Source organism: uncultured Nevskia sp. (assembly GCF_903885465.1).
Classification (GTDB): domain Bacteria; phylum Pseudomonadota; class Gammaproteobacteria; order Nevskiales; family Nevskiaceae; genus Nevskia.
Window position 1 is genome coordinate 1 of record NZ_CAISIQ010000188.1, and the last position, 19,868, is coordinate 19,868.

A 19,868-nucleotide genomic window follows, 5' to 3' on the forward strand; every position below is an offset into this window, starting at 1 on the left:
GCCAAACTGCCGCAGCGCGTGGTCGCCGAACTGAAGGCCGAAGGCCAGCCACTGCTCGATGCCTCGCTGTCGTCATCGGTGCGAGTCAAAGAATCGCATGAGCTGCACAAGCCGATGATCCATCTCGACCCGACGCACCGGGTGACTCAGGAATACATCGCGCTGTTCGATTCGCTAGGCCGCTAGCGACGCGGGTCGCGCGGCCGGAACACGCGCACGCCACGCTGCTGGCGAAGGCTGGCGGCGTAGCGCAGCAGATCCGGCGACACCACGACCGCGCCATTGCGCTGCGAGGCCTGCGCCAGTTCCAGCCGGCCGCTCGGGCGAGTGACCACCAGGCCGACGTGGATCACGTCGAGGCCCGGCACATCGGCCACCCAGGCGATGATGTCGCCGGGCTGCAGGCCGTCGGCGACCTTCGCCAGACTGGTCGCGCGGATGTACGGCGTACCGTCATCGCGATCCGACAGGCTCTTTTCCTGCGCCAGCACGCAAGCCAGGCGCTCCGGCGCACCGATCAGCGCGGCAGTCTTGTTGGCGTTGCGGCTCAGGTAATCGAAACCGTGGGTCAGGCGGATGGTTGCCAGGTTGGCGGCGTCACCGCCGATGCTGGTGGTGACTTCGTCGAGCACGCCGGCATTGGCCTGCAGCTCGGCCCAATCGCTGAAGTAATGCTGGCGCGCGCAGAAGCCGGGCTCGCCGTTGCCGTAACGCAGGCGCGACAGCTCGTCGGCATAAGCGGCGGCAGTAACCTTGCCTTTCGCTATCGAGCGGGCCAATGCCAGCACGGTTTCGACATAGGTGACGCAATCGAAGCCATCGAAGCCGGCGCGCAGCGGTTCGCTGATTCCCTTGGCGTCCCGATCCAGCGGCGCCGATTCGTAGCGGGCATCGACCAGCTTCGGATGGGTCGCGATCGCCTGCAGCAAGGCCGTCCAATTCGTGTTTCCTGCCGTTGGCGCGAGGTCGGTAACGATCGCATCGAAGCTCGCCTGATCGGCGCTGGATAGCGGCGCATCGGCAGCCGTTGCGCCACTGATCAAGCTCAGGCTGAACGCCAGAATACTCAGGACTGATCGAAACCCAGCCATCAGCGCACGAACGGCTTCAGATGATCGCGATAGCGACGCGCGTTCTGCACGTAATGCGTGGCACCGTGGCGCATGCGCCCGTACTCGGCCGGCGACAGCTCGCGCTTGACCACGGCCGGGCTGCCGAGGATCAGCACGTTGTCCGGATAGGTCTTGCCTTCCGGCACCACGCTGCCGGCACCGACGATCGAGTTCTTGCCGATCACCGCACCGTTCAGCACGATGCTCTGAATGCCAATCAGCGTGCCTTCGCCGATCGTGCAGCCATGCAGCATCACCTGATGGCCGATCGTGCAGTCGCGGCCGATGCTCAAGCGAAAGCCGGTATCGGTATGCAGCACCGAGCCGTCCTGCACATTGCTGTTCTCGCCGATGGTGATCAGGTCGTTATCGCCGCGGACCACGCAGTTGAACCAGACGCTGCTGCCGGCTTCCATCACCACCGAGCCGATGACCACGGCGTTGTCGGCGATCCAGGCGCTGTCCGCCAATTGCGGAACTCGATTTTCGAGCTGATAGATCATCCGATGAGTGCCTTGATTGCCGCGGTGCTCGGCGGGCTCACCACGCCGCGCTCGCAGACGATCGCGTCGATCAGGCTGGCCGGCGTCACGTCGAACACCGGGTTGAAGGCCTGCATGCCGGTTGGTGCGATCTGCGAGCCCTTGAACTCGGTCAGTTCCTTGGCGGTGCGTTCCTCGATCGGGATGCCGCTGCCATCGGCCATGCTCAGATCGAAGGTACCGCTGGGGGCCACCACCATGAACTTCGCGCCGTAATGCCGGGCGACGACGGCGAGCATATGGGTGCCGATCTTGTTCGCGGTATCGCCGTTGGCGGCGATGCGATCAGCGCCGACGATCACCCAGTCGATCTTCGTCGTGCTCATCAGATGGGCGGCGGCACCATCGGCGATGAGCTTGGCCGGGATGCCTTCGCGCATCAGCTCCCAGGCGGTCAGCCGCGCGCCCTGCAGCCAGGGGCGGGTTTCGGTGTTGTAGACCTGGGTGATGCGGCCCTGCGCATACGCGGTGCGGATCACGCCGAGCGCGGTGCCGTGGCCGCCAGTGGCCAGCGCGCCGGTATTGCAATGAGTCAGCACTTTCGAGCCAGGCGCGATCAGCGCCGCACCGAACTCGGCCATCTTCAGGTTCTGGGCCAGATCTTCCTCGAAGATCGCAACGGCTTCGGCTTCCAGCTCGTCGACATTGAACGAGGCCGCCCAGATTGCCCGCATGCGGCGCAGCGCCCAGTGCAGGTTGACGGCGGTCGGACGCGATTCGGCGAGCACCTTTTCGGCGGCATCGAACAAGGTCGGGTCGGCGCGCACCGCGAGCACCAAGCCGAAGGCTGCTGCGATACCGATCGCCGGCGCGCCACGCACCACCATCTCGTGGATCGCGGAAGCGGTGTCCTCGGCGTTGCGGCAGTCGATGGTGCGCTCTTCGAGTGGCAGCAGGCGCTGGTCCAGCAGGCGCAGTACGCCGTCCTGCCACTGGATGGCCTGCACGGTGTTCGAGTTGTGGCTCATGCGGATCGATCAGGATTGCGGGACCGGCATTCTATCGTCCGAGCAGACACGCGCTCTGCCCGACCTGCGAAACTGGGCCATCCCATTCATTGTCCAAGCTCATGCAAGCGATCGATCTGCTGGTATTCCCGAAGTGGCTGGTGACCATCGAACCCGAAGGCCAGGTGCTGGAAGACCATGCGATGGCCGTCGACGGCGGCCGCATCCTGGAAATCCTGCCGGCTGACTTCGCGCGCCAGACCTACGCGCCGCGCGACACCCTGGTGCTGGCCGACCACGCGGTGATGCCCGGCCTGGTCAACGGCCACACCCATTCGGCGATGACCCTGCTGCGCGGCATTGCCGACGATCTGCCGCTGATGGACTGGCTCAACAACCACATCTGGCCGGCCGAAGGTGCGCACGTATCGCGTGCGTTCTGCGTCGACGGCGTGCGGCTGGCTGCGGCCGAGATGATTCGCGGCGGCACGACCTGCTTCAACGACATGTATTTCTTCCCGGACGCCACCGCCGAAGTCGCCGCCCAGACCGGCATGCGCGCGGTGATCGGCCTGCTGCTGATCGACTTCCCGACCGCCTGGGCCGCGAACGCCGACGAGTACATCCGCAAGGGGCTCGATGTCTACGAGAACGACATCCGCCTGCAGCCGCTGCTACGCGCCGCGTTTGCGCCGCATGCGCCGTACACGGTGTCCGACGCGCCGCTGCTGCGGATTCGCGAACTGGCCACCGAGATGGGCCTGCCGATCCACATGCACGTCCACGAGACCGCCGATGAAGTGAATGGCGCGGTGGCCGCCGATGGTCGCCGGCCCTGGGAGCGCCTGAAGTCGCTGGACCTGCTCGGCCCCGATTTCATCGCCGTGCACATGACCCAGTTGACTGACGAGGAGATCGCCGACTGCGGCCGGCTCGGCGTCAACATCGCCCATTGCCCGGAGTCGAACCTGAAGCTGGCCAGCGGCATTGCGCCGATCGCCAGGCTGATCGCCGCCGGCGCCAACGTCATGCTCGGCACCGATGGTCCGTCCAGCAACAACGATCTCGACCTGCTCGCCGAAATGCGCACGGCCTCGCTGCTGGCCAAGGGCACGTCCGGCGATCCGCGCGCGGTGCCGGCGGCGCAGGCGCTGAAAATGGCCACGCTCAACGGCGCGAAAGCCCTGGGGCTGGACGCCGACATCGGCTCCCTGGTGGCCGGCAAGTCCGCCGATTTCATCGCCATCGATCTCAATCATCCTTCGACGACGCCGGTCTACGACGTGATCTCGATCCTCGCCTACGCGGTAGGCCGCGATCAGGTCACCGATGTCTATGTCGCTGGCAAGGCACTGATGCGCGATCGCCGGCTGTTGACTCTCGATGAGCCGGCGGTGCTCGCCAAGGCGGCCGAGTGGCGAGAGAAGATAAGGCCTCGGGTTTAACGTCATTCCCGCGTAGGCGGGAATCCGGTTCTGATGCGGTGCGCAACGGCGAAAACTGGATGCCCGCCTGCGCGGGCATGACGATGTCTTTTAGGTATCAGTCGGACTCGGAAACGCTTGAGCCTTCTCGATCCGCTTCGCGTCCTGCCACAGCGCTTCCATCTCCACGAGGCGCCGCGGATCACCAAGCGGTGCCAGGCCATCGAGATGGGCGGCAACATGGCCGTAGCGGCGGCGGAACTTGGCGTTGGCCGCAGTGAGTGCGGCGATCGGATCAAGCTGCAGATGTCGGGCGATGTTGGCGATCATGAACAGCAGATCGCCGAGTTCTTCCTGACGATGCGCCGCGTTGTCAGCCTCGCGCAGCTCGGCGATTTCCTCGGCGAGCTTGTCCCACAGGCCTTGCGGATCATCCCAGTCGAAACCCTGCGCCGCGGCATCGGCCTGCAGCTGCAGCGCATCTGCAAACGGCTCGACTTTCGGCTCGCTCATCCGTGGCCGAACTGCTCGCGCAGGTTCCACAAGATGCCGGCCGTCGCACCCCAGATCGCGTGCTCGCCGAACTTCAGTTCGAGGAACGGCATGGTCACGCCGATCCGGGTCATTTCCTTGCGCTCGAAGCGGTTGTCGCCGGTGATCCAGTCCAGCGGCAGCTCGAAGGCTTCGGCGACTTCGCCCGGTTCCGGCGCGGCGACGAAATCAGCCTCGATGTAACCGACCACCGGGGTGATCCGGTAGCCGGTGATGGTCGGGTAATCGTCGAGATAGCCGATCACCTGCACCGATGACGGCGGCAGGCCCACTTCCTCATGCGCCTCGCGCAGCGCCGCCGCGGCGAGACTGACATCGCCGGCATCGCGACGGCCGCCGGGAAAACTGATCTGGCCCTTGTGCTGGCGCAGATGATCGGCGCGCTTGGTCAGCAGCACGGTGTGTCCGTGCGAGCGGCGAATGATCGGCACCAGCACCGCCGCCGGCTTGAGCAGCGCGACGGCACTTTCGCTGAGCAGGTAGTCGAGCTTCAGCGGCAGATCGAGGCGCGCAACCGGCCGCTGCGCCTCGTTGCTACCAGCCAGCCGCGCCCGGAGTTTCGCAAGTGCCGCGACATCCATCGTCTTACAGGCCGCCCGACAGGTCGGCGATGATGTCCTCGACGTTTTCCAGACCCACCGCGACCCGCACCAGGCCTTCGGTGATACCGGCCAGCTTGCGAGCTTCGGCGGAGATGCGGCCGTGCGTCGTGGTTGCCGGATGGGTGATCGTGGTTCGGGTGTCGCCGAGGTTGGCGGTGATCGACAGCATCTGCACCGAATCGATCACCTTCCAGGCGGCCTCACGGCCGCCCTCAACCTCGAACGAGACAATGCCGCCGAAGCCGGTGATGCCGCCGGGGCTGACCTTCAGATGCTGGCGCTTGGCCAGTTCGTGATGCGGATGGCTGGCGAGACCCGGATGGAACACCCGGCGGATGCCCTTCTGGGTTTCCAGCCACTGCGCCAGTGCCAGCGCCGATTCGCAGTGCGCGCGCATCCGCAGGCCCAGGGTTTCCAGGCCTTTCAGGAACACCCAGGCATTGAACGGGCTCATGCTCGGCCCGGCGGTGCGCATGAAGCCGAACACCTCCTTGCCGACGCGCTGGGCATCACCGACTACCGCGCCGCCCATACAACGGCCCTGGCCGTCGAGATACTTGGTCGCCGAATGGACGACCAGATCGGCGCCGAGCTTCAGCGGCTGCTGCAGCACCGGCGACAGGAAGCAGTTGTCCACACACAGGATCGCGCCGGCCCCGTGAGCGATGTCGGCCAGCGCGCGGATGTCCGCGATCTCGGTCAGCGGGTTGTTCGGCGTCTCGACGAAGAACAGCTTGGTGCTCGGACGCAGCGCCGCACCCCAGGCGTTCAGATCGCTGGGATCGACGAAGGTGGTGTCGATGCCGAACTTGCCGAGCACATTGTTGAACAGATTGATCGTGGCGCCGAACAGGGTCCGCGAAGCAATGATGTGATCGCCGGCCTTCAGCAACGCCATGCACATCGACAGGATCGCCGACATGCCGCTGGCGGTGGCCACACAGGCATCGCCGCCTTCCATCGCCGCCAGGCGCTCCTCGAACGCGTGCACAGTGGGATTGGTGAAGCGCGAATAGACGTTTCCCTTTTTCTCGCCGGCAAACACCGCCGCCGCTTCGGCCGCACTGGTGTAGACGAACGAGGAGGTCAGATGCAGTGCCGCCGAGTGCTCCATCTCCCCGGTACGCGGCTCGGCCGCGCGGATGCCGAGCGTCGAAGGGCCCCACTTGGTGAAATCGTTCATGCCGGTGCGGTGATGCCGAGGAAACTGGCGGATTGGCCAGCACGCAAGTTTACCGCCGAATGGCTTGCCTCGATCCTCCTCGGGCGGCCAATCCGACAGGCGCTGCAGCGATGCCGCCCATTCGTGATAATTGGCCGACGCTTCTCACCTCAGCCCATGGCCCGCAAACCCGCACACGAACAGTTCGACACGCTGAAAGCGATCCAGGATTGCGCCTTCGACCTGTTCGGCCGCTATGGCTATGACGGCGTATCGATCGGCGACATCTCGACGGCGGCGAAGCTGTCGAAAGGCGCGCTTTACTGGCATTACACGAGCAAGGAAGCGCTCTATCTGGCCTGCCTGCGCCGGCTGCACGCCCTGTTCGACAGCTACATTTTCGATGTGATGCGGGCCGAGGCCGATCCGGTGGCGGCTGTGCTGGCGCTGTTCAACGGCATCAGCCGGCTGCTCCAGGACCCGCTGGTACGCAATGGCATCGCCGGCTACTGGCTGATCCCGGACAGCCCCGACACCGCTGAACTCGCCGCCGGTCAACGCGCTTTCGAAGCGCGTTCGGTGGAAGTGATCCGCAGCGTGCTGGCGCGCGGCGTCGAGCTGGGTCATTTCGATTTCGGTGACGATCTCGACGACATGTCGCGGGCGATCATCTCGATCGTCGAAGCCGTGGTGCTGCCGCTGCGCCATGCGACGCCGGAGGAGGTCCGCCGCACCCTCGGCGTGCTGGCCCGCACGCTGTTCCGCGCCTACGACAAGCGCGGCCTGCTGCCGCAGTTCTGAGCGCTATCCCGGTCATCTCGGCGGCACGGGCTTGCGGCACAATCCGTCCAGCACTCCCTTTCAAGCCAGCCCAAGGAGCAAGACCCATGGCCATGGATGTGATCGATTACAAGCTGTACGGCGAAGACATGCAGTTCGTCGAGATCGAACTGGACCCGAACGAAGCGGCGATCGGCGAAGCCGGCGCGATGATGTTCATGGAAGACGGCATCGTCATGGACACCATCTTCGGTGACGGCTCGCAGGCCAACAAAGGCTTCTGGGGTTCGCTGGCCGGTGCCGGCAAGCGTCTGGTCACCGGCGAAAGCCTGTTCACCACGGTGTTCGCCAACCAGGGCATGGGCAAGAAGAAGGTCGCCTTCGCCGCGCCCTACCCGGGCACCATCGTGCCGGTGCATCTGCCGGATGTCGGCGGCACCCTGATCTGCCAGAAGGATTCCTTCCTCTGCGCCGCGAAGGGTGTGGCGATCGGCATCGCCTTCCAGAAGCGGCTCGGCGTCGGCCTGTTCGGCGGCGAGGGCTTCATCATGCAGCGGCTCGACGGTGACGGCCTGGCCTTCATCCACGCCGGCGGCACCTTGTACGAGCGCACCCTGGCGCCGGGTGAAACCCTGCGAGTCGACACCGGTTGCATCGTCGCCATGCAGCCGAGTGTGAATTTCGACATCCAGTACGTCGGCAAGCTGAAGTCGGCGCTGTTCTCTGGTGAAGGTCTGTTCTATGCGGTGCTGCAGGGCCCGGGCCGGATCTGGCTGCAGTCGCTGCCGCTGTCGCGGATGGCCAATCGCATCGTCATGGCAGCACCGGCCATGGGCGGCCGTTCGCGCGACGAAGGTTCGCTGCTCGGTGGCGTCGGTGGCGGCCTGGTCGGCGGCGGTCTGCTCGGCGGCCTGCTGGGCAGTGACGAGTAAGCTGAACCGCCAGCGACCGTCCGCGGTCTGAAACGCAGCGCCGTCCCATCCCTGATCCCCGTCCCTTGGAGTCACCGTGAATCCACCTCGCTCGAAATTGCTTGTGCCGCTGCTTCCCAGCCGTCCGCTGCTGGCCATCGGCCTCGCGCTGTCTGGCCTGATCGGCTGCTCGTCGCCGTCCGTGCAGGCCGAACCGGCCGCCGCCAGCTCCGGCCCGAATGCCGCCGCAACGGCCACCGCCAACGGCAGTGCCAATTGCAAGGCGATCGGCGATTTCTACTGGGAGGTCGGTGACGGCAAGGGCACCGTGGTCTCGGGCTCGGTCGGTGACGAATACGCACCGAACAAGACCATCAAGATCGCTTCGGCATCGAAGTTCATCTGGGGTGCCTACGTGCTCGAGAAGATCGGCAAGGACAAGCAGCCAGATGACCGCACCGTGCAGGCGCTGACCATGCGTTCCGGCCTGGTCAAGTTCAATCCGATCGCCTGTCTGCTCAGCCGCACGGCGGAGTCCTGCATGACCTCGCGCAGCAACGGTGAGCAGGATTCGTCGGCGGTCGGCAAGTTCTCGTACGGCGGCGGTCATGACCAGAAGCTGGCGATCGATCTTGGCCTCGGCGGCTTCAATGCCGCGCAGATGACGAGCGAAGTGCAGAGCTATCTCGGCAAAGATCTCGGCCTGGTCTACGACAAGCCGCAGCCGGCCGGCGGCATGGAAGGCACGCCGGCAGGCTATGCCGGCTTCCTGCGCAAGATCATCAACGGCCAGCTGCGGATGAAGGAATTCCTCGGCAAGGACGCCGTCTGCACCCTGCCCGGCAGCTGCCCGGGTGCCTTGACCAGCCCGGTCAAGGAAGCCTGGCATTACAGCCTGAACCACTGGGTGGAAGATGACCCGCGCACTGGCGACGGCAGCTTCTCGTCGCCCGGCCTGCTCGGTTTCTATCCCTGGATTTCCAAGGACAAGACTACCTACGGCATCGTTGCCCGCGAGCAGCTGCGGGCCAATTCCTACTGGACCAGCGTCCAGTGCGGTCGCGACATCCGCAAGGCCTATTTCACTGGCAAGGCTGTTCAGTAAATAGCTGCTTGCTTCGAACGACGCGCCGCTAACCCCGGCGCGTTTTTTCGTTGAGTCGCTGCTTGCGCCGCTATCATCGCGGCGATCAACGAGGCGTCGCGATCGACGATGCCCGGAAATGGGAGTAGGCGTGAATCCAGGCAATCCGATGTCGCGACTGGCTTGGCGCTTCTGCGCCTGGTCGGAACGCTGGTTCCCGGATGCCTGGGTATTTTCGGTCTCGGCGGTGCTGATCGTCTGTGCTGCCGCACTCGCGATCGGCGCCACGCCGGCAGCAACGGTCAAGGCTTTCGGAGACGGTGCCTGGTCGCTGATCCCGTTCACGATGCAGGTCTGCTACGTGCTGATCGGCGGCCATGTGGTGGCGCTGTCGCCACCGGTTTCGCGGCTGATCGAAAAGCTCGCCGCACAACCGAAGACCGGCCCTGGCGCAGTCGGCCTGGTGGCGATGACCTGCATGGCGTTGTCGCTGCTGCACTGGGCTTTGGGTTTCGTCGCCGCCGGATTGCTGGTCCGGGCACTGGCCCGGCGCCACGATCTGCCGATGGACTATCGCGCCGCCTCGGCCGCCGGCTATCTCGGCCTGGGTGCGGTCTGGGCGCTAGGCCTGTCGTCCACCGCCGCGCAGTTCCAGGCCAATGCCGCGAGCATGAGCCGGGAGCTGCTGGCGATCACCGGCGTCATTCCGTTCACGCAGACCATCTTCCTGTGGCAGTCGCTGCTGATGACCGTGGTCATCGTCGCGATGTCCTGGCTGATCGCCGTGCGTTCGGCTCCGGCGCCGGCCCTGGCGCAGACCGCCACGCAGCTCGGCATCGATGTCTCGCTGCCGCAGGCTGCAGCGGCCCGGGTGCTGCGGCCCGGCGAGCGGCCGGAGCACAGTCCCTGGCTGAACTGGGCGCTGGCGCTGCTCGGCCTCGCCTGGTTGTGGGGCGAGTTCGCCGCGCGTGGTTTCGTTGCCGGCATCGCCAATCTGAACACCTACAATTTCCTGTTCCTGGTCATCGGCCTGCTGCTGCAGGGTACGCCGCGCCGCTTCCTCGATGCGGTGACCCACTCGGTGCCGTCGACGGCCGGGATCATGATCCAGTTCCCGCTGTACGCCGGCATCGCCATGGTGCTGACCGCCGCGAAAGCGCCGGACGGCGCGACCATCGCCAGCCATCTGTCGACCTTCTTCGCCGGCATCGCGACCAAGGAAAGCTTCCCGGCGGTGATCGGCCTGTACTCGGCGACGCTCGGCTTCTTCGTGCCCTCGGGCGGCGGCAAATGGCTGATCGAAGCGCCGTACGTGATGCAGGCGGCCAACGAGCTGAAGGTGCATCTGGGCTGGAGCGTGATGATCTACAACGCGGCGGAAGCGCTGCCGAACCTGATCAATCCGCTGTTCATGCTGCCGCTGCTCGGCATCGTCAAGCTGAAGGTCCGTGACATCGTCGGCTACACCTTCCTGCAGTTCATCATCCATCTGCCGGTGGTGCTGTTGCTGCTCTGGGCGCTGGGTCTGACCTTGGACTACGTGCCGCCAAAGTTTCCTGAAGGCTGAAGCCATGAACCCAATGCCATGAACACATCGCCGATGACGCCACGCGCCCGCTTCCGGGCGATCTTCAGCGGCTCGATCGGCAACCTCGTCGAGTACTACGACTGGTACGCCTACTCGGCGTTCGCGCTGTATTTCTCGAAAGCCTTTTTCCCTGGCAGCGATCCGACTGCACAGTTGCTGAACACCGCCGGCATCTTCGCGCTCGGCTTCTTCATGCGGCCGCTCGGGGGCTGGCTGATGGGCAGCCTCGCCGACCGCAAGGGACGGCGCGCAGCGATGCTGCTGTCGGTGCTGATGATGTGCGCCGGCTCGCTGACCATTGCGCTGACGCCGGGTTATGCGCAGATCGGCGTCGCCGCGCCGATCATCCTGGTCATCTGCCGGCTGGTGCAGGGCCTGAGCCTGGGCGGCGAGTACGGCATCTCGGCGACTTATCTGAGTGAAGTCGCGTCGAAGGAACACCGCGGCTTCTGGTCGAGCTTCCAGTACGTGACCCTGATCCTCGGCCAGCTGACCGCGCTGGCGCTGCTGATCAGCCTGCAGCGTTGGCTGCTGACGCCAGCCGAACTCGATGCCTGGGGCTGGCGCATCCCGTTCGTGATCGGCGGTCTGCTGGCGCTGGCCGCACTGTGGCTGCGCCGCGGCCTGCACGAAACCGAAAGCTTCGCCAAGCAGGCGGCACCCGAACGCGCACCACTGCGTCGGCTGCTGCGCGAGCATCCGCGCGAAGTGCTGACCGTGGTCGGTCTGACGCTCGGCGGCACCTTGGCGTTCTACACCTACACGACCTACATGCAGAAGTTCCTGGTCAACACCGGCGGCTTCAGCAAGGACGATGCAACGCTGATCTCGGCGGCGGCGCTGACCGTCTACATGCTGCTGCAGCCGCTGTTCGGCGCGCTGTCCGACAAGATCGGCCGCCGGCCGCTGCTGATCTTCTTCGGCGTCGGCGGCAGTCTCGGCACCGTGCCGCTGCTCGGTGCGCTGGCCACGGCCAGCGACGCCTGGACCGCGTTCGCACTGATGCTGACCGGCCTGGTGATCGTCAGCGGCTATACGGCGGTCAACGCCATCGTCAAGGCCGAGCTGTTTCCGGTCGCCGTCCGCGCGCTCGGCGTTGGCCTGCCTTATGCATTGACCGTGTCGCTGTTCGGCGGCACCGCCGAGTACGTGGCGTTGTGGTTCAAGGGCATCGGTAGCGAGACCGGTTTCTACTGGTATGTCAGCGCGATGATCGCGGTTTCGCTCGCCGTCTATCTCCGTTTGCCGGAAACCCGCAACCGTTCGCGGCTGGACCAGGACTGATTGCTTTTGCTCCTTCCTTCGCTTGCGGGGGAAGGAGAACTGCGAAAAGGTTCAGCCTCAATTCAGGAACGCTGCGTAGATTGACCCTCGCACCGTGCCGGAATCCGTCACGTCCATCCGAGGAACACCAGACATGAACACCAAGCTGACCGCGCTGTTGACTGCCATTGCCGTACTGGGTACTTCGACTGCCGCGCAGGCTGGCCGTCATGACGATGGCGTCGAGTACGCCGAGGTGGTCGATGCCCGTCCGATCTATCGCGAAGTGCGCGTGACCGTGCCGCGCGAGGAATGCCGCGACGAAAGAGTCGTCTATGACGATGGCTATCGCGGCGGCCGCAACAACGGCGGCGTCGGTGCGGTACTGGGTGCGGTGGTCGGTGGCGTGGTCGGCAACCGTTTCGGCCAGGGTTCGGGCCGTGCGCTTGCGACTGCGGCCGGTGCAGTGGTCGGCGCCAGCGCCGGTGCCAGCATCGGCCGCAACAATGGCGGCGGCTATCGCGAGCCGAGCTATGGCTACGAGGAACGCTGCACCACGGTGCAGGATTCGCGTTACGAACAGCGTGTTGATGGCTATGACGTGCGTTATCGTTACCACGGCCGCATTTACGACACCCGTCTGCCGTATGACCCGGGTGACCGTATCGCCGTCGAGGTCAACGTTCGCCCGGCGTCGTATTGATCGCCAATAAGCTCAACCATCACTCCACTCCAGCCCGGAAGCCATTGATGCGCGCTGCCCTCCTGATGATCGTGCTCGCTGCCGGCCTGTTCGGCAGCGAGCCCGCGTCGGCGGACCGGCGTGGCGGTTTGCGGCTCGATACGCCCTTCCTGGCGCCGGGCCGCGACAATCGCGATGCCGAGCCGCGCGGTGGTCTGAGCCCGAACGAAGCCGCGCGCCAGGCGCAGAATCAGAACGGCGGCGGCCGGGTGCTGTCGGTGGAACCGAGCGGCAACGGCTATCGTGTGAAACTGCTGCGCGATGGCGAAGTCCGCGTCGTCTACGTCCAGTAGAACCTTCACCCTTCACTTTGCCTGGAGCTGTCGATGCGTGCGCTCGTCGTCGAGGATGATCCCGCCCTGCGCGAGCAGGTTTGCCGCCACCTGAGCGACGAGGGCTATGCCGTCGATTCGGCTGCCGATGGCGAACAAGGCCAGTACATGGCCGTCGAATATCCGCTCGACATCGCCATCATCGATCTCGGTCTGCCGAAGACGCCGGGTATCGCCATCATCAAGGCGGTGCGCAAGGCCGGCCGCAGCTATCCGATCCTGATCCTGACCGCCCGCGACGGCTGGCAGAGCAAGGTCGAAGGTCTGGAAGCCGGCGCCGACGACTACCTGGTCAAGCCCTTCCACAAGGAAGAACTGCTGGCCCGAGCCCGTGCGCTGGTCCGCCGCAGCGGCGGCTGGAGTTCGCCGCAGCTGGAATCCGGCCCGATCATTCTGAATACCGCCTCGAAGACGGTCAGCCTCAGCGGTGCGGCGGTGGAAGTCACCGCCTACGAGTACCGGGTGCTCGAGTATCTGGTGATGCACGCCGGCGAAGTGGTGTCGAAATCGACGCTCACCGAGCACCTCTACAACGAGGACGAGGAACGCGATTCCAACGTCATCGAAGTGTTCATCCGCCGCCTGCGCACCAAGCTCGATCCGGACAGCACGCTGAACCCGATCGCCACCCAGCGCGGTAGCGGCTACCGCTGGAACCTGCCGCGCGCGTGACGGCGGTCCGTCGGCGATGAAATCGCTACGCACCCGCCTGCTGGTCGTCGCCACCCTGGTGCTGATGGGCTTCATGCTGCTCTGCGGTGCCGGTCTCGATCAGGCGTTTCGCGGCAGTGCGCTGCAGGCGCAGCGCGACAAGCAGCAGGGCATGATCTTCGCGCTGCTCGGTGCCGCCGATGCCAATGACCGCGATCAACTGACGATCAGCGTCGGCGCTCTGCCCGATCCACGCCTGACGCGCGTGCAGTCCGGGCTAGAAGCGCTGATCTTCAACGCCTCCGGCAAAGTCATCTGGCGCAGTCCCAGCTTCGCCGGCAAGGTGCCGGAACTGCTCGCCCCGGATGTCGGCGCCAGCCTGTTCACCGAACTCGACGACCGCTTCGCCAGCACCTACGGCATCCGCTGGGTCAGCGACAACGGCGGCCTGCGCCTGTTCTCGGCCAAGCCGAAACCGCAGCGCTACACCGTAGCGGTGATGGAAGACAAGAACGACTACAACGTCCAGCTGCATGCTTTCCGCAACCTGCTGTGGATCTGGCTCGGCGGCGCCAGCGTGGTGCTGATCATCGTCCAGGTGCTGGTGCTCGGCTGGGGGCTGTCGCCGCTGCGCAAGCTGGTGCGCGAGCTGCGCGGCGTCGAATCCGGCCAGCAGTCACGAATCGATGCGGTCTATCCCACCGAGCTGACGCCGCTGGCCGAAGGCCTGAATACCATGATCGCCGCCGAGCGCAACCAGCAGCAGCGCTACCGCAACGCGCTCGACGATCTCGCCCATTCGCTGAAGACGCCGCTGGCGGTGCTGCGTGGCCTGGTCGATGACCGAACCCTGGCGACCGATGCCCGCGACAAGCTGCGCGATCCGGTCGATCGCATGCAGGAAATCACCAATCATCAGTTGCGAAAGGCTGCCGCCGCTGGCCGTCGAACCTTGGCCGAGCCGGTGGCGATCAAGCCGCTGGCCGACAAGATCGCCGGCGCGCTGGCCAAGGTCTACGCGGCGAAGTCGCTGCGCTTCACGATCGATGTGCCGGACTTGCTGCGGGTACGCGCCGACGAGGGCGATCTCTACGAACTGCTCGGCAACCTGCTCGACAACGCGTCCAAGTTCGCCCGCACGGAGATCCGTCTGACGGCGACGATCCAGCAGCGGATGCTGACCTTGCTGATCGACGACGACGGCCCTGGCTTTCCCGACGATGCCGACAAACTGCTCAGCCGCGGCGTCCGTGCCGACAGCCTGACACCCGGCCAGGGCATCGGCCTGGGTGCGGCGGCCGAACTGGTCAAGCTCTATGACGGCGGCATTGCGCTCGGAAAAGCTGAAACGCTCGGTGGCGCGCGGGTGACGGTAACGCTGTCCGTCTAGGTTCGGCGCGGACGCTTCGGCTGGGCCAGGCCGTTGACGATCGCATCGAAGGCTTCATCGACCGTCTCGGCCATCACCAGCGAATCGGCATCGGCACGCGAAATCAGGCCGCGTTCGACCAGACGATCGAAGTTGATCAAGCCGTCCCAGAACTCCTTGCCGAACAGCACCACCGGCATCGGCCGCGCCTTGCCGGTCTGGGTCAGGGTCAGCGCTTCGAACAGTTCGTCGAGCGTGCCGAAACCGCCGGGGAACACCACGAAGGCTTCCGCCACGTTCATGAACCAGAACTTGCGCATGAAGAAGTAGTGGAATTCGTAGGAGTGGTCCTCCTTCACGAACGGATTGATGTGCTGCTCGAACGGCAGCGAGATGTTGAAGCCGATGTTCAGATTGCGATCGACCCGCGCCCCGCCTTCGTGGCCGGCTTCCATGATTCCGGGACCGCCGCCGGTGCACAGGAAATAGCGCTCGTCGCCCTCGTGGTTGTCGGTGGTCCAGCGGGCAAAACGCTCGGCGAGATCGGCGGCCAAGGCGTAGTAATCAGGCGTCGAACTCGTACCTGCTGCCGGTTGCAGGCGGCGCGTGCGCGCCGAGCCGAACAGGATGATCGCCCGCTTGACGCCGGCCGCTTCAAGACGCTGTTTGGGCTCCAGGTACTCGCAGAGCATGCGCACGCCGCGCGCTTCGTCGCTCAGCAGGAATTCCTGATTCTTGTAGGCCTTGGTCATTTTTGTAGCGATACCTTTTTGTGTTCGGGTCGGTGGCCTGTAACGATAGCGGAAAGTCGCTTTATGACGATGCCTCGCCGTTACCGCGACACCGATACGAGACCTCGATGCAGGATGCGTTCAGGCCCGCTTTGCGCCACACCCTGCGAACCCTGGTCGCCCTGTTGCTGCCGGTAGGGACCAGCGCCGCGCTCGACCTGCATCCGCCCGAGGAACCGACCAGTCCGACGGTTCAGCTCCCGGAAGTGACCGTGCGCGGCAAGCTCAATGCTTTCGAGGAATCGGACCGCAAACTTCGCCAGCTGATGGAGGGCGGCCCCTGTCTGGGCTGCGACAACACCGTGCCGCCACCTCCACCGTCGCTGGTCGAAAAGGTGCTCGACACCGCGGTCTACCTGATCACGCCCCAGCAGAATCAGCCGGTCGATAACGACGCCCGGGTCGAGACCGAAATGAAGCGCGCCGAGTTCGAGAAGCGTCTGCCGACCAATCGGAATCCCTGAGCTTCAGAGCACAGCCGGCTTCGGCGCCTTGTGCTCGGGAAACAGGTTTTCCTCGAGCAGCGCGCACAGGATGTGGATGATCAGGATGTGGCATTCCTGAATCCGCGGCGTGTGCGTGGACGGCACGCACAGCGCGTGTTCGGCGATGTCGCGGGCCTTGCCACCGCTGCCGCATAGCGCGATGCGGGTGACGCCGAGTTGCGGCGCTACCTCGAAGGCTTTCAGCACATTCTTCGAGTTGCCCGACGTGGTGATGCCGACGAACAGATCGCCGGGACGCGCCAGCGCCTGGAGTTGGCGAGCGAACAGGAATTCGTAGCCGTAATCGTTGCCGATCGCCGTCAGCGCCGAAGTATCGGTGCTCAGCGAGATCGCCGGGAGACCCGGCCGGTCGTACTCGAAACGGGCCACCAGTTCCGCCGCCAGGTGCTGGGCATCGGCCGCCGAACCGCCATTGCCGCCGACCAGAATCTTGCCGCCGGCGCGGTAGGTGGCGATGCACAGGCCGACCACCTCGGCGATCTTCGCCAGCAGCGCGCTATCGGCCAGCAACTGCTGCTTCACCGCGATCGAATCGGCGACATAAGCAGCGATCGACGCCGGCGTGACCGGCACGCGGGTCGGGAAGGCAGCATCCGGCGGAGCAGTGGGATCGAGGCTGGTGTTCATCCGGGTCGAGGCTGAGTGGGTTCCGGATTGTAAGGCGTGGACCGCACGGAGGCCGCCAACCGGATAGGCGGATGATGGCGCCGCCGCGCGCACTTTCAAGCGGCTTGAAAGCCGCAGCAATGTCCGCAGCTTGCAGGCAATCCGTCCCCTCCAGACTTACAAAGCAAGACTCACACGAGGTTCCCACCATGCGAATGGAAAAATTCACCAGCCGCTTCCAGCAGGCGCTCGCCGATGCGCAGAGCCTTGCCGTGGGGCGCGACCATAACCAGATCGATCCCGCCCATCTGCTGCAGGCGCTGATCGAGCAGGAAGGCGGTTCGACCTTGCCACTGCTCGCACAAGGCGGCGTTGCTGTCGATGGCCTGCGCGGCAAGCTCGGCGCGCTGCTCGACAATCTGCCGAAGATCGGCACGCCGACCGGCGAAGTCAGCGTCGGTAGCGATCTCTCGCGCCTGCTGAACCTGACCGACAAGCTTGCCCAGCAGCGCAAGGATCAGTTCATCTCCACCGAGCTGTTCGTGCTGGCGCTGACCGAAGACAAGAGCGCGCTCGGCAAGCTGCTGCGCGACGCCGGTGCGAAGAAGGACGGCATCGAGCGGGCAATCGACGCGATGCGCGGCGGCCAGAAGGTCGATTCCGCGAACGCCGAGGAACAGCGCCAGGCGCTGGAGAAGTACACGGTCGATCTCACTGCGCGTGCGATGGCCGGCAAGCTCGATCCGGTCATCGGCCGCGATGAGGAAATCCGCCGCGTCATCCAGGTGCTGTCACGGCGCACCAAGAACAACCCGGTGATCATCGGCGAGCCCGGCGTCGGCAAGACCGCGATCGTCGAAGGCCTGGCCCAGCGCATCGTCAATGGCGAAGTGCCGGAAGGCCTGAAGAACCGCCGCCTGCTGTCGCTGGATCTCGGCGCGCTGATCGCCGGTGCCAAGTTCCGCGGCGAGTTCGAGGAGCGCCTGAAAGCGCTGCTCAACGACCTCGGCAAGACCGACGGCACGGTGATCCTGTTCATCGACGAGATTCACACCCTGGTCGGCGCCGGCAAGGCCGAAGGCTCGATGGACGCCGGCAACATGCTCAAGCCCGCCCTCGCCCGCGGCGAGCTGCACTGCATCGGCGCGACCACGCTCGACGAGTACCGCAAGTACGTCGAGAAAGACGCAGCGCTCGAGCGCCGCTTCCAGAAAGTGCTGGTCGGCGAGCCGAGCGTGGAAGACACGGTCGGCATTCTGCGCGGGCTCAAGGATCGCTACGAAACCCATCACAACGTCGAGATCACCGACGGCGCCCTGATCGCCGCCGCGAAGCTCAGCAACCGCTACATCACCGACCGCAACCTGCCGGACAAGGCGATCGATCTGATCGATGAAGCCGCATCGCGCGTACGCATCGAAAGCGATTCCAAGCCGGAGTCGATGGATCGTCTCGAACGTCGCCTGATCAGCCTCAAGATCCAGCGCGAAGCGCTCAAGAGCGAGACCGACGAAGGCGCCAAACGCTCGCTGGAAACGCTGACGGCCGAGATCGCCAAGCTCGAGCGCGAGTACTCGGATCTCGAAGAGAAGTGGAAAGCCGAGAAGGCCAGCGTCGCCGGCAGCGCCGGTGTCCGCGAAGAACTGGAGCGGGTCAAGGTCGAACTCGAAGCGGCGCGCCGCTCGGGCGATCTCGCCAAGATGGCCGAGCTGCAGTACGGCAAGATTCCCGAACTCGAAAAGAAGCTGGCGGCGGCCAGCGCGACCACGCAGACCAAGTTCGAACTGCTGCGCACCCGCGTCACCGAGGAAGAGATTGCCGAAGTGGTCGGCCGCTGGACCGGCATCCCGGTCAGCAAGCTACTCGAAGGCGAGCGCGACAAGCTGCTGCGCCTCGAAGACACCTTGCGCCAGAGAGTCGTCGGCCAGGAAGAAGCGCTGACTTCGGTCGCCAATGCGATCCGTCGCAGCCGCGCCGGCCTGTCCGATCCCAATCGGCCGATCGGCTCGTTCCTGTTCCTGGGCCCGACCGGCGTCGGCAAGACCGAGCTGTGCAAATCCCTGGCCGGCTTCCTGTTCGATAGCGAGGACGCGATGGTCCGCATCGACATGAGCGAGTTCATGGAGAAGCATTCCGTGAGCCGCCTGATCGGCGCGCCTCCGGGCTATGTCGGCTATGACGAAGGCGGCTATCTGACTGAAGCCGTGCGTCGGCGACCCTATTCGCTGATCCTCCTCGATGAAGTCGAGAAGGCACACGCCGACGTCTTCAACGTGTTGTTACAGGTACTCGACGACGGCCGCCTGACCGATGGCCAGGGCCGCACTGTCGACTTCCGCAACACCGTGGTGGTGATGACCTCGAACCTCGGCTCGCAGCTGATCCAGGACCTCATGGGCAATGCCGCGACGCGCGACGACTATGCGGCGATCAAGGAAGGCGTGATGAATGTCGTCGGCCAGCATTTCCGGCCGGAGTTCATCAACCGCATCGACGAGGCCGTGGTGTTCCGGCCGCTGGCGGCGGCACAGATCCGCTCGATCGCCAGCATCCAGACGCTGGGCCTGCGCAAGCGCCTGACCGAGCGCGGCATCGGCATCGAGTTCAGCGAAGCCGCACTGGGACGCCTCGCCGAAGCCGGCTACGACCCGGTGTATGGCGCAAGGCCGCTGAAGCGCGCGATCCAGACGCTGGTCGAGAATCCGCTCGCGCGCCTCATTCTCGATGGCCGGTTCGCAGCCGGCGACACGGTCAAGGTCGAACTGCGCGACGACGCACTGGCCTTTGATCGCGCCGCCTGATCGACGGCCCGCACAGGAACGAACACGTCGGTGCGGGCTGCGATTGCCGGCGTGGCCTGAACCGCGTTAAATCCTGAGCAGGCGCCGCAGCACAGGCGCGGCC

Annotated in this window: 20 protein-coding genes and 1 pseudogene; 13 read left to right on the forward strand and 8 right to left on the reverse strand. The window is 65.2% G+C overall.

Annotation, left to right across the window (positions count from 1 at the left end; translation table 11 throughout):
* Nucleotides 1-186, forward strand: a pseudogene (locus QZY06_RS07040) (ParA family protein); the annotation flags it as partial.
* On the opposite strand, the gene QZY06_RS07045 reads toward QZY06_RS07040, so the two are convergent.
* From QZY06_RS07045 to mtnA, 3 genes are read right to left on the reverse strand one after another with little or no spacing between them, the layout of a single operon-like run.
* Nucleotides 183-1,043 carry an N-acetylmuramoyl-L-alanine amidase-like domain-containing protein gene (locus QZY06_RS07045; protein ID WP_295682084.1) on the reverse strand — a complete coding sequence of 287 codons (861 nt, stop codon included), beginning with the start codon at nt 1,041-1,043 and terminating at the stop codon, nt 183-185. The pseudogene QZY06_RS07040 and the gene QZY06_RS07045 overlap by 4 nt on opposite strands.
* A 47-nt stretch (nt 1,044-1,090) precedes the next feature.
* Nucleotides 1,091-1,615: a gamma carbonic anhydrase family protein gene (locus QZY06_RS07050; protein ID WP_295682086.1), complete on the reverse strand. Its 525-nt coding sequence runs from the start codon at nt 1,613-1,615 to the stop codon at nt 1,091-1,093.
* Complete coding sequence (gene mtnA / locus QZY06_RS07055; protein ID WP_295682090.1) at nt 1,612-2,622, reverse strand: S-methyl-5-thioribose-1-phosphate isomerase; 1,011 nt, start codon at nt 2,620-2,622, stop codon at nt 1,612-1,614. The genes QZY06_RS07050 and mtnA overlap by 4 nt, the downstream gene beginning before the upstream one ends.
* Nucleotides 2,623-2,723: 101 nt before the next feature.
* Between mtnA and QZY06_RS07060 the strand changes: the two genes are divergently transcribed.
* Nucleotides 2,724-4,046, forward strand: coding sequence for a TRZ/ATZ family hydrolase (locus tag QZY06_RS07060; protein WP_295682093.1), 1,323 nt, complete (start codon nt 2,724-2,726; stop codon nt 4,044-4,046).
* A gap of 90 nt (nt 4,047-4,136) precedes the next feature.
* On the opposite strand, the gene QZY06_RS07065 is transcribed toward QZY06_RS07060, so the two are convergent.
* The 3 genes from QZY06_RS07065 to QZY06_RS07075 are packed head-to-tail and all read right to left on the reverse strand — an operon-like array spanning nt 4,137 to nt 6,362.
* On the reverse strand, nt 4,137-4,538 hold the full coding sequence (locus QZY06_RS07065) for a MazG nucleotide pyrophosphohydrolase domain-containing protein (RefSeq protein ID WP_295682095.1): 402 nt from the start codon (nt 4,536-4,538) through the stop codon (nt 4,137-4,139).
* The gene (locus tag QZY06_RS07070; protein ID WP_295682098.1) at nt 4,535-5,158 is read right to left on the reverse strand and encodes a CoA pyrophosphatase; all 624 of its coding nucleotides are present in this window, start codon (nt 5,156-5,158) and stop codon (nt 4,535-4,537) included. Before QZY06_RS07070 ends, QZY06_RS07065 begins: the two co-directional genes overlap by 4 nt.
* 4 nt (nt 5,159-5,162) lie before the next feature.
* Entirely contained in the window at nt 5,163-6,362 is a 1,200-nt protein-coding gene (locus tag QZY06_RS07075) for an O-succinylhomoserine sulfhydrylase (protein WP_295682101.1), read from the reverse strand.
* Between the two features lie 156 nt (nt 6,363-6,518).
* On the opposite strand from QZY06_RS07075, the gene QZY06_RS07080 reads away from it, so the two are divergent.
* The 9 genes from QZY06_RS07080 to QZY06_RS07120 all read left to right on the forward strand — a co-directional run bounded on the left by QZY06_RS07080 (nt 6,519) and on the right by QZY06_RS07120 (nt 15,082).
* Nucleotides 6,519-7,142 carry a TetR/AcrR family transcriptional regulator gene (locus QZY06_RS07080; protein WP_295682104.1) on the forward strand — a complete coding sequence of 208 codons (624 nt, stop codon included), beginning with the start codon at nt 6,519-6,521 and terminating at the stop codon, nt 7,140-7,142.
* Nucleotides 7,143-7,228: 86 nt separating this feature from the next.
* Nucleotides 7,229-8,053, forward strand: coding sequence for a TIGR00266 family protein (locus QZY06_RS07085; RefSeq protein ID WP_295682107.1), 825 nt, complete (start codon nt 7,229-7,231; stop codon nt 8,051-8,053).
* Nucleotides 8,054-8,129: 76 nt separating this feature from the next.
* Nucleotides 8,130-9,137, forward strand: a complete 1,008-nt coding sequence (locus QZY06_RS07090; RefSeq protein WP_295682110.1) for a hypothetical protein — start codon at nt 8,130-8,132, stop codon at nt 9,135-9,137.
* 148 nt (nt 9,138-9,285) lie between these two features.
* A complete protein-coding gene (locus tag QZY06_RS07095; protein ID WP_367275579.1) occupies nt 9,286-10,683 on the forward strand; it encodes a short-chain fatty acid transporter in 1,398 nt (465 codons plus the stop codon).
* Between the two features lie 18 nt (nt 10,684-10,701).
* Entirely contained in the window at nt 10,702-11,988 is a 1,287-nt protein-coding gene (locus tag QZY06_RS07100) for an MFS transporter (protein WP_295682114.1), read from the forward strand.
* 133 nt (nt 11,989-12,121) lie between these two features.
* Nucleotides 12,122-12,670 carry a glycine zipper 2TM domain-containing protein gene (locus QZY06_RS07105; protein WP_295682117.1) on the forward strand — a complete coding sequence of 183 codons (549 nt, stop codon included), beginning with the start codon at nt 12,122-12,124 and terminating at the stop codon, nt 12,668-12,670.
* Nucleotides 12,671-12,717: 47 nt separating this feature from the next.
* Complete coding sequence (locus tag QZY06_RS07110) at nt 12,718-13,002, forward strand: hypothetical protein (RefSeq protein WP_295682119.1); 285 nt, start codon at nt 12,718-12,720, stop codon at nt 13,000-13,002.
* A gap of 33 nt (nt 13,003-13,035) precedes the next feature.
* Nucleotides 13,036-13,713 carry a response regulator transcription factor gene (locus tag QZY06_RS07115; protein WP_295682122.1) on the forward strand — a complete coding sequence of 226 codons (678 nt, stop codon included), beginning with the start codon at nt 13,036-13,038 and terminating at the stop codon, nt 13,711-13,713.
* Between the two features lie 16 nt (nt 13,714-13,729).
* Nucleotides 13,730-15,082 carry an ATP-binding protein gene (locus tag QZY06_RS07120; RefSeq protein ID WP_295682126.1) on the forward strand — a complete coding sequence of 451 codons (1,353 nt, stop codon included), beginning with the start codon at nt 13,730-13,732 and terminating at the stop codon, nt 15,080-15,082.
* Here QZY06_RS07120 and QZY06_RS07125 read toward each other — a convergent pair.
* Complete coding sequence (locus QZY06_RS07125; protein WP_295682129.1) at nt 15,079-15,813, reverse strand: LOG family protein; 735 nt, start codon at nt 15,811-15,813, stop codon at nt 15,079-15,081. The genes QZY06_RS07120 and QZY06_RS07125 overlap by 4 nt on opposite strands.
* Nucleotides 15,814-15,920: 107 nt before the next feature.
* Between QZY06_RS07125 and QZY06_RS07130 the strand changes: the two genes are divergently transcribed.
* Nucleotides 15,921-16,316, forward strand: a complete 396-nt coding sequence (locus QZY06_RS07130; protein ID WP_295682132.1) for a hypothetical protein — start codon at nt 15,921-15,923, stop codon at nt 16,314-16,316.
* A 3-nt stretch (nt 16,317-16,319) separates the two neighbouring features.
* Here the strand turns inward: QZY06_RS07130 and QZY06_RS07135 are convergent, their stop codons facing one another.
* The gene (locus QZY06_RS07135) at nt 16,320-16,985 is read right to left on the reverse strand and encodes a D-sedoheptulose 7-phosphate isomerase (RefSeq protein ID WP_295682135.1); all 666 of its coding nucleotides are present in this window, start codon (nt 16,983-16,985) and stop codon (nt 16,320-16,322) included.
* Nucleotides 16,986-17,173: 188 nt separating this feature from the next.
* Between QZY06_RS07135 and clpB the strand changes: the two genes are divergently transcribed.
* Nucleotides 17,174-19,765, forward strand: coding sequence for an ATP-dependent chaperone ClpB (gene clpB / locus QZY06_RS07140; protein WP_295682138.1), 2,592 nt, complete (start codon nt 17,174-17,176; stop codon nt 19,763-19,765).
* Nucleotides 19,766-19,868: the final 103 nt, after the last annotated feature.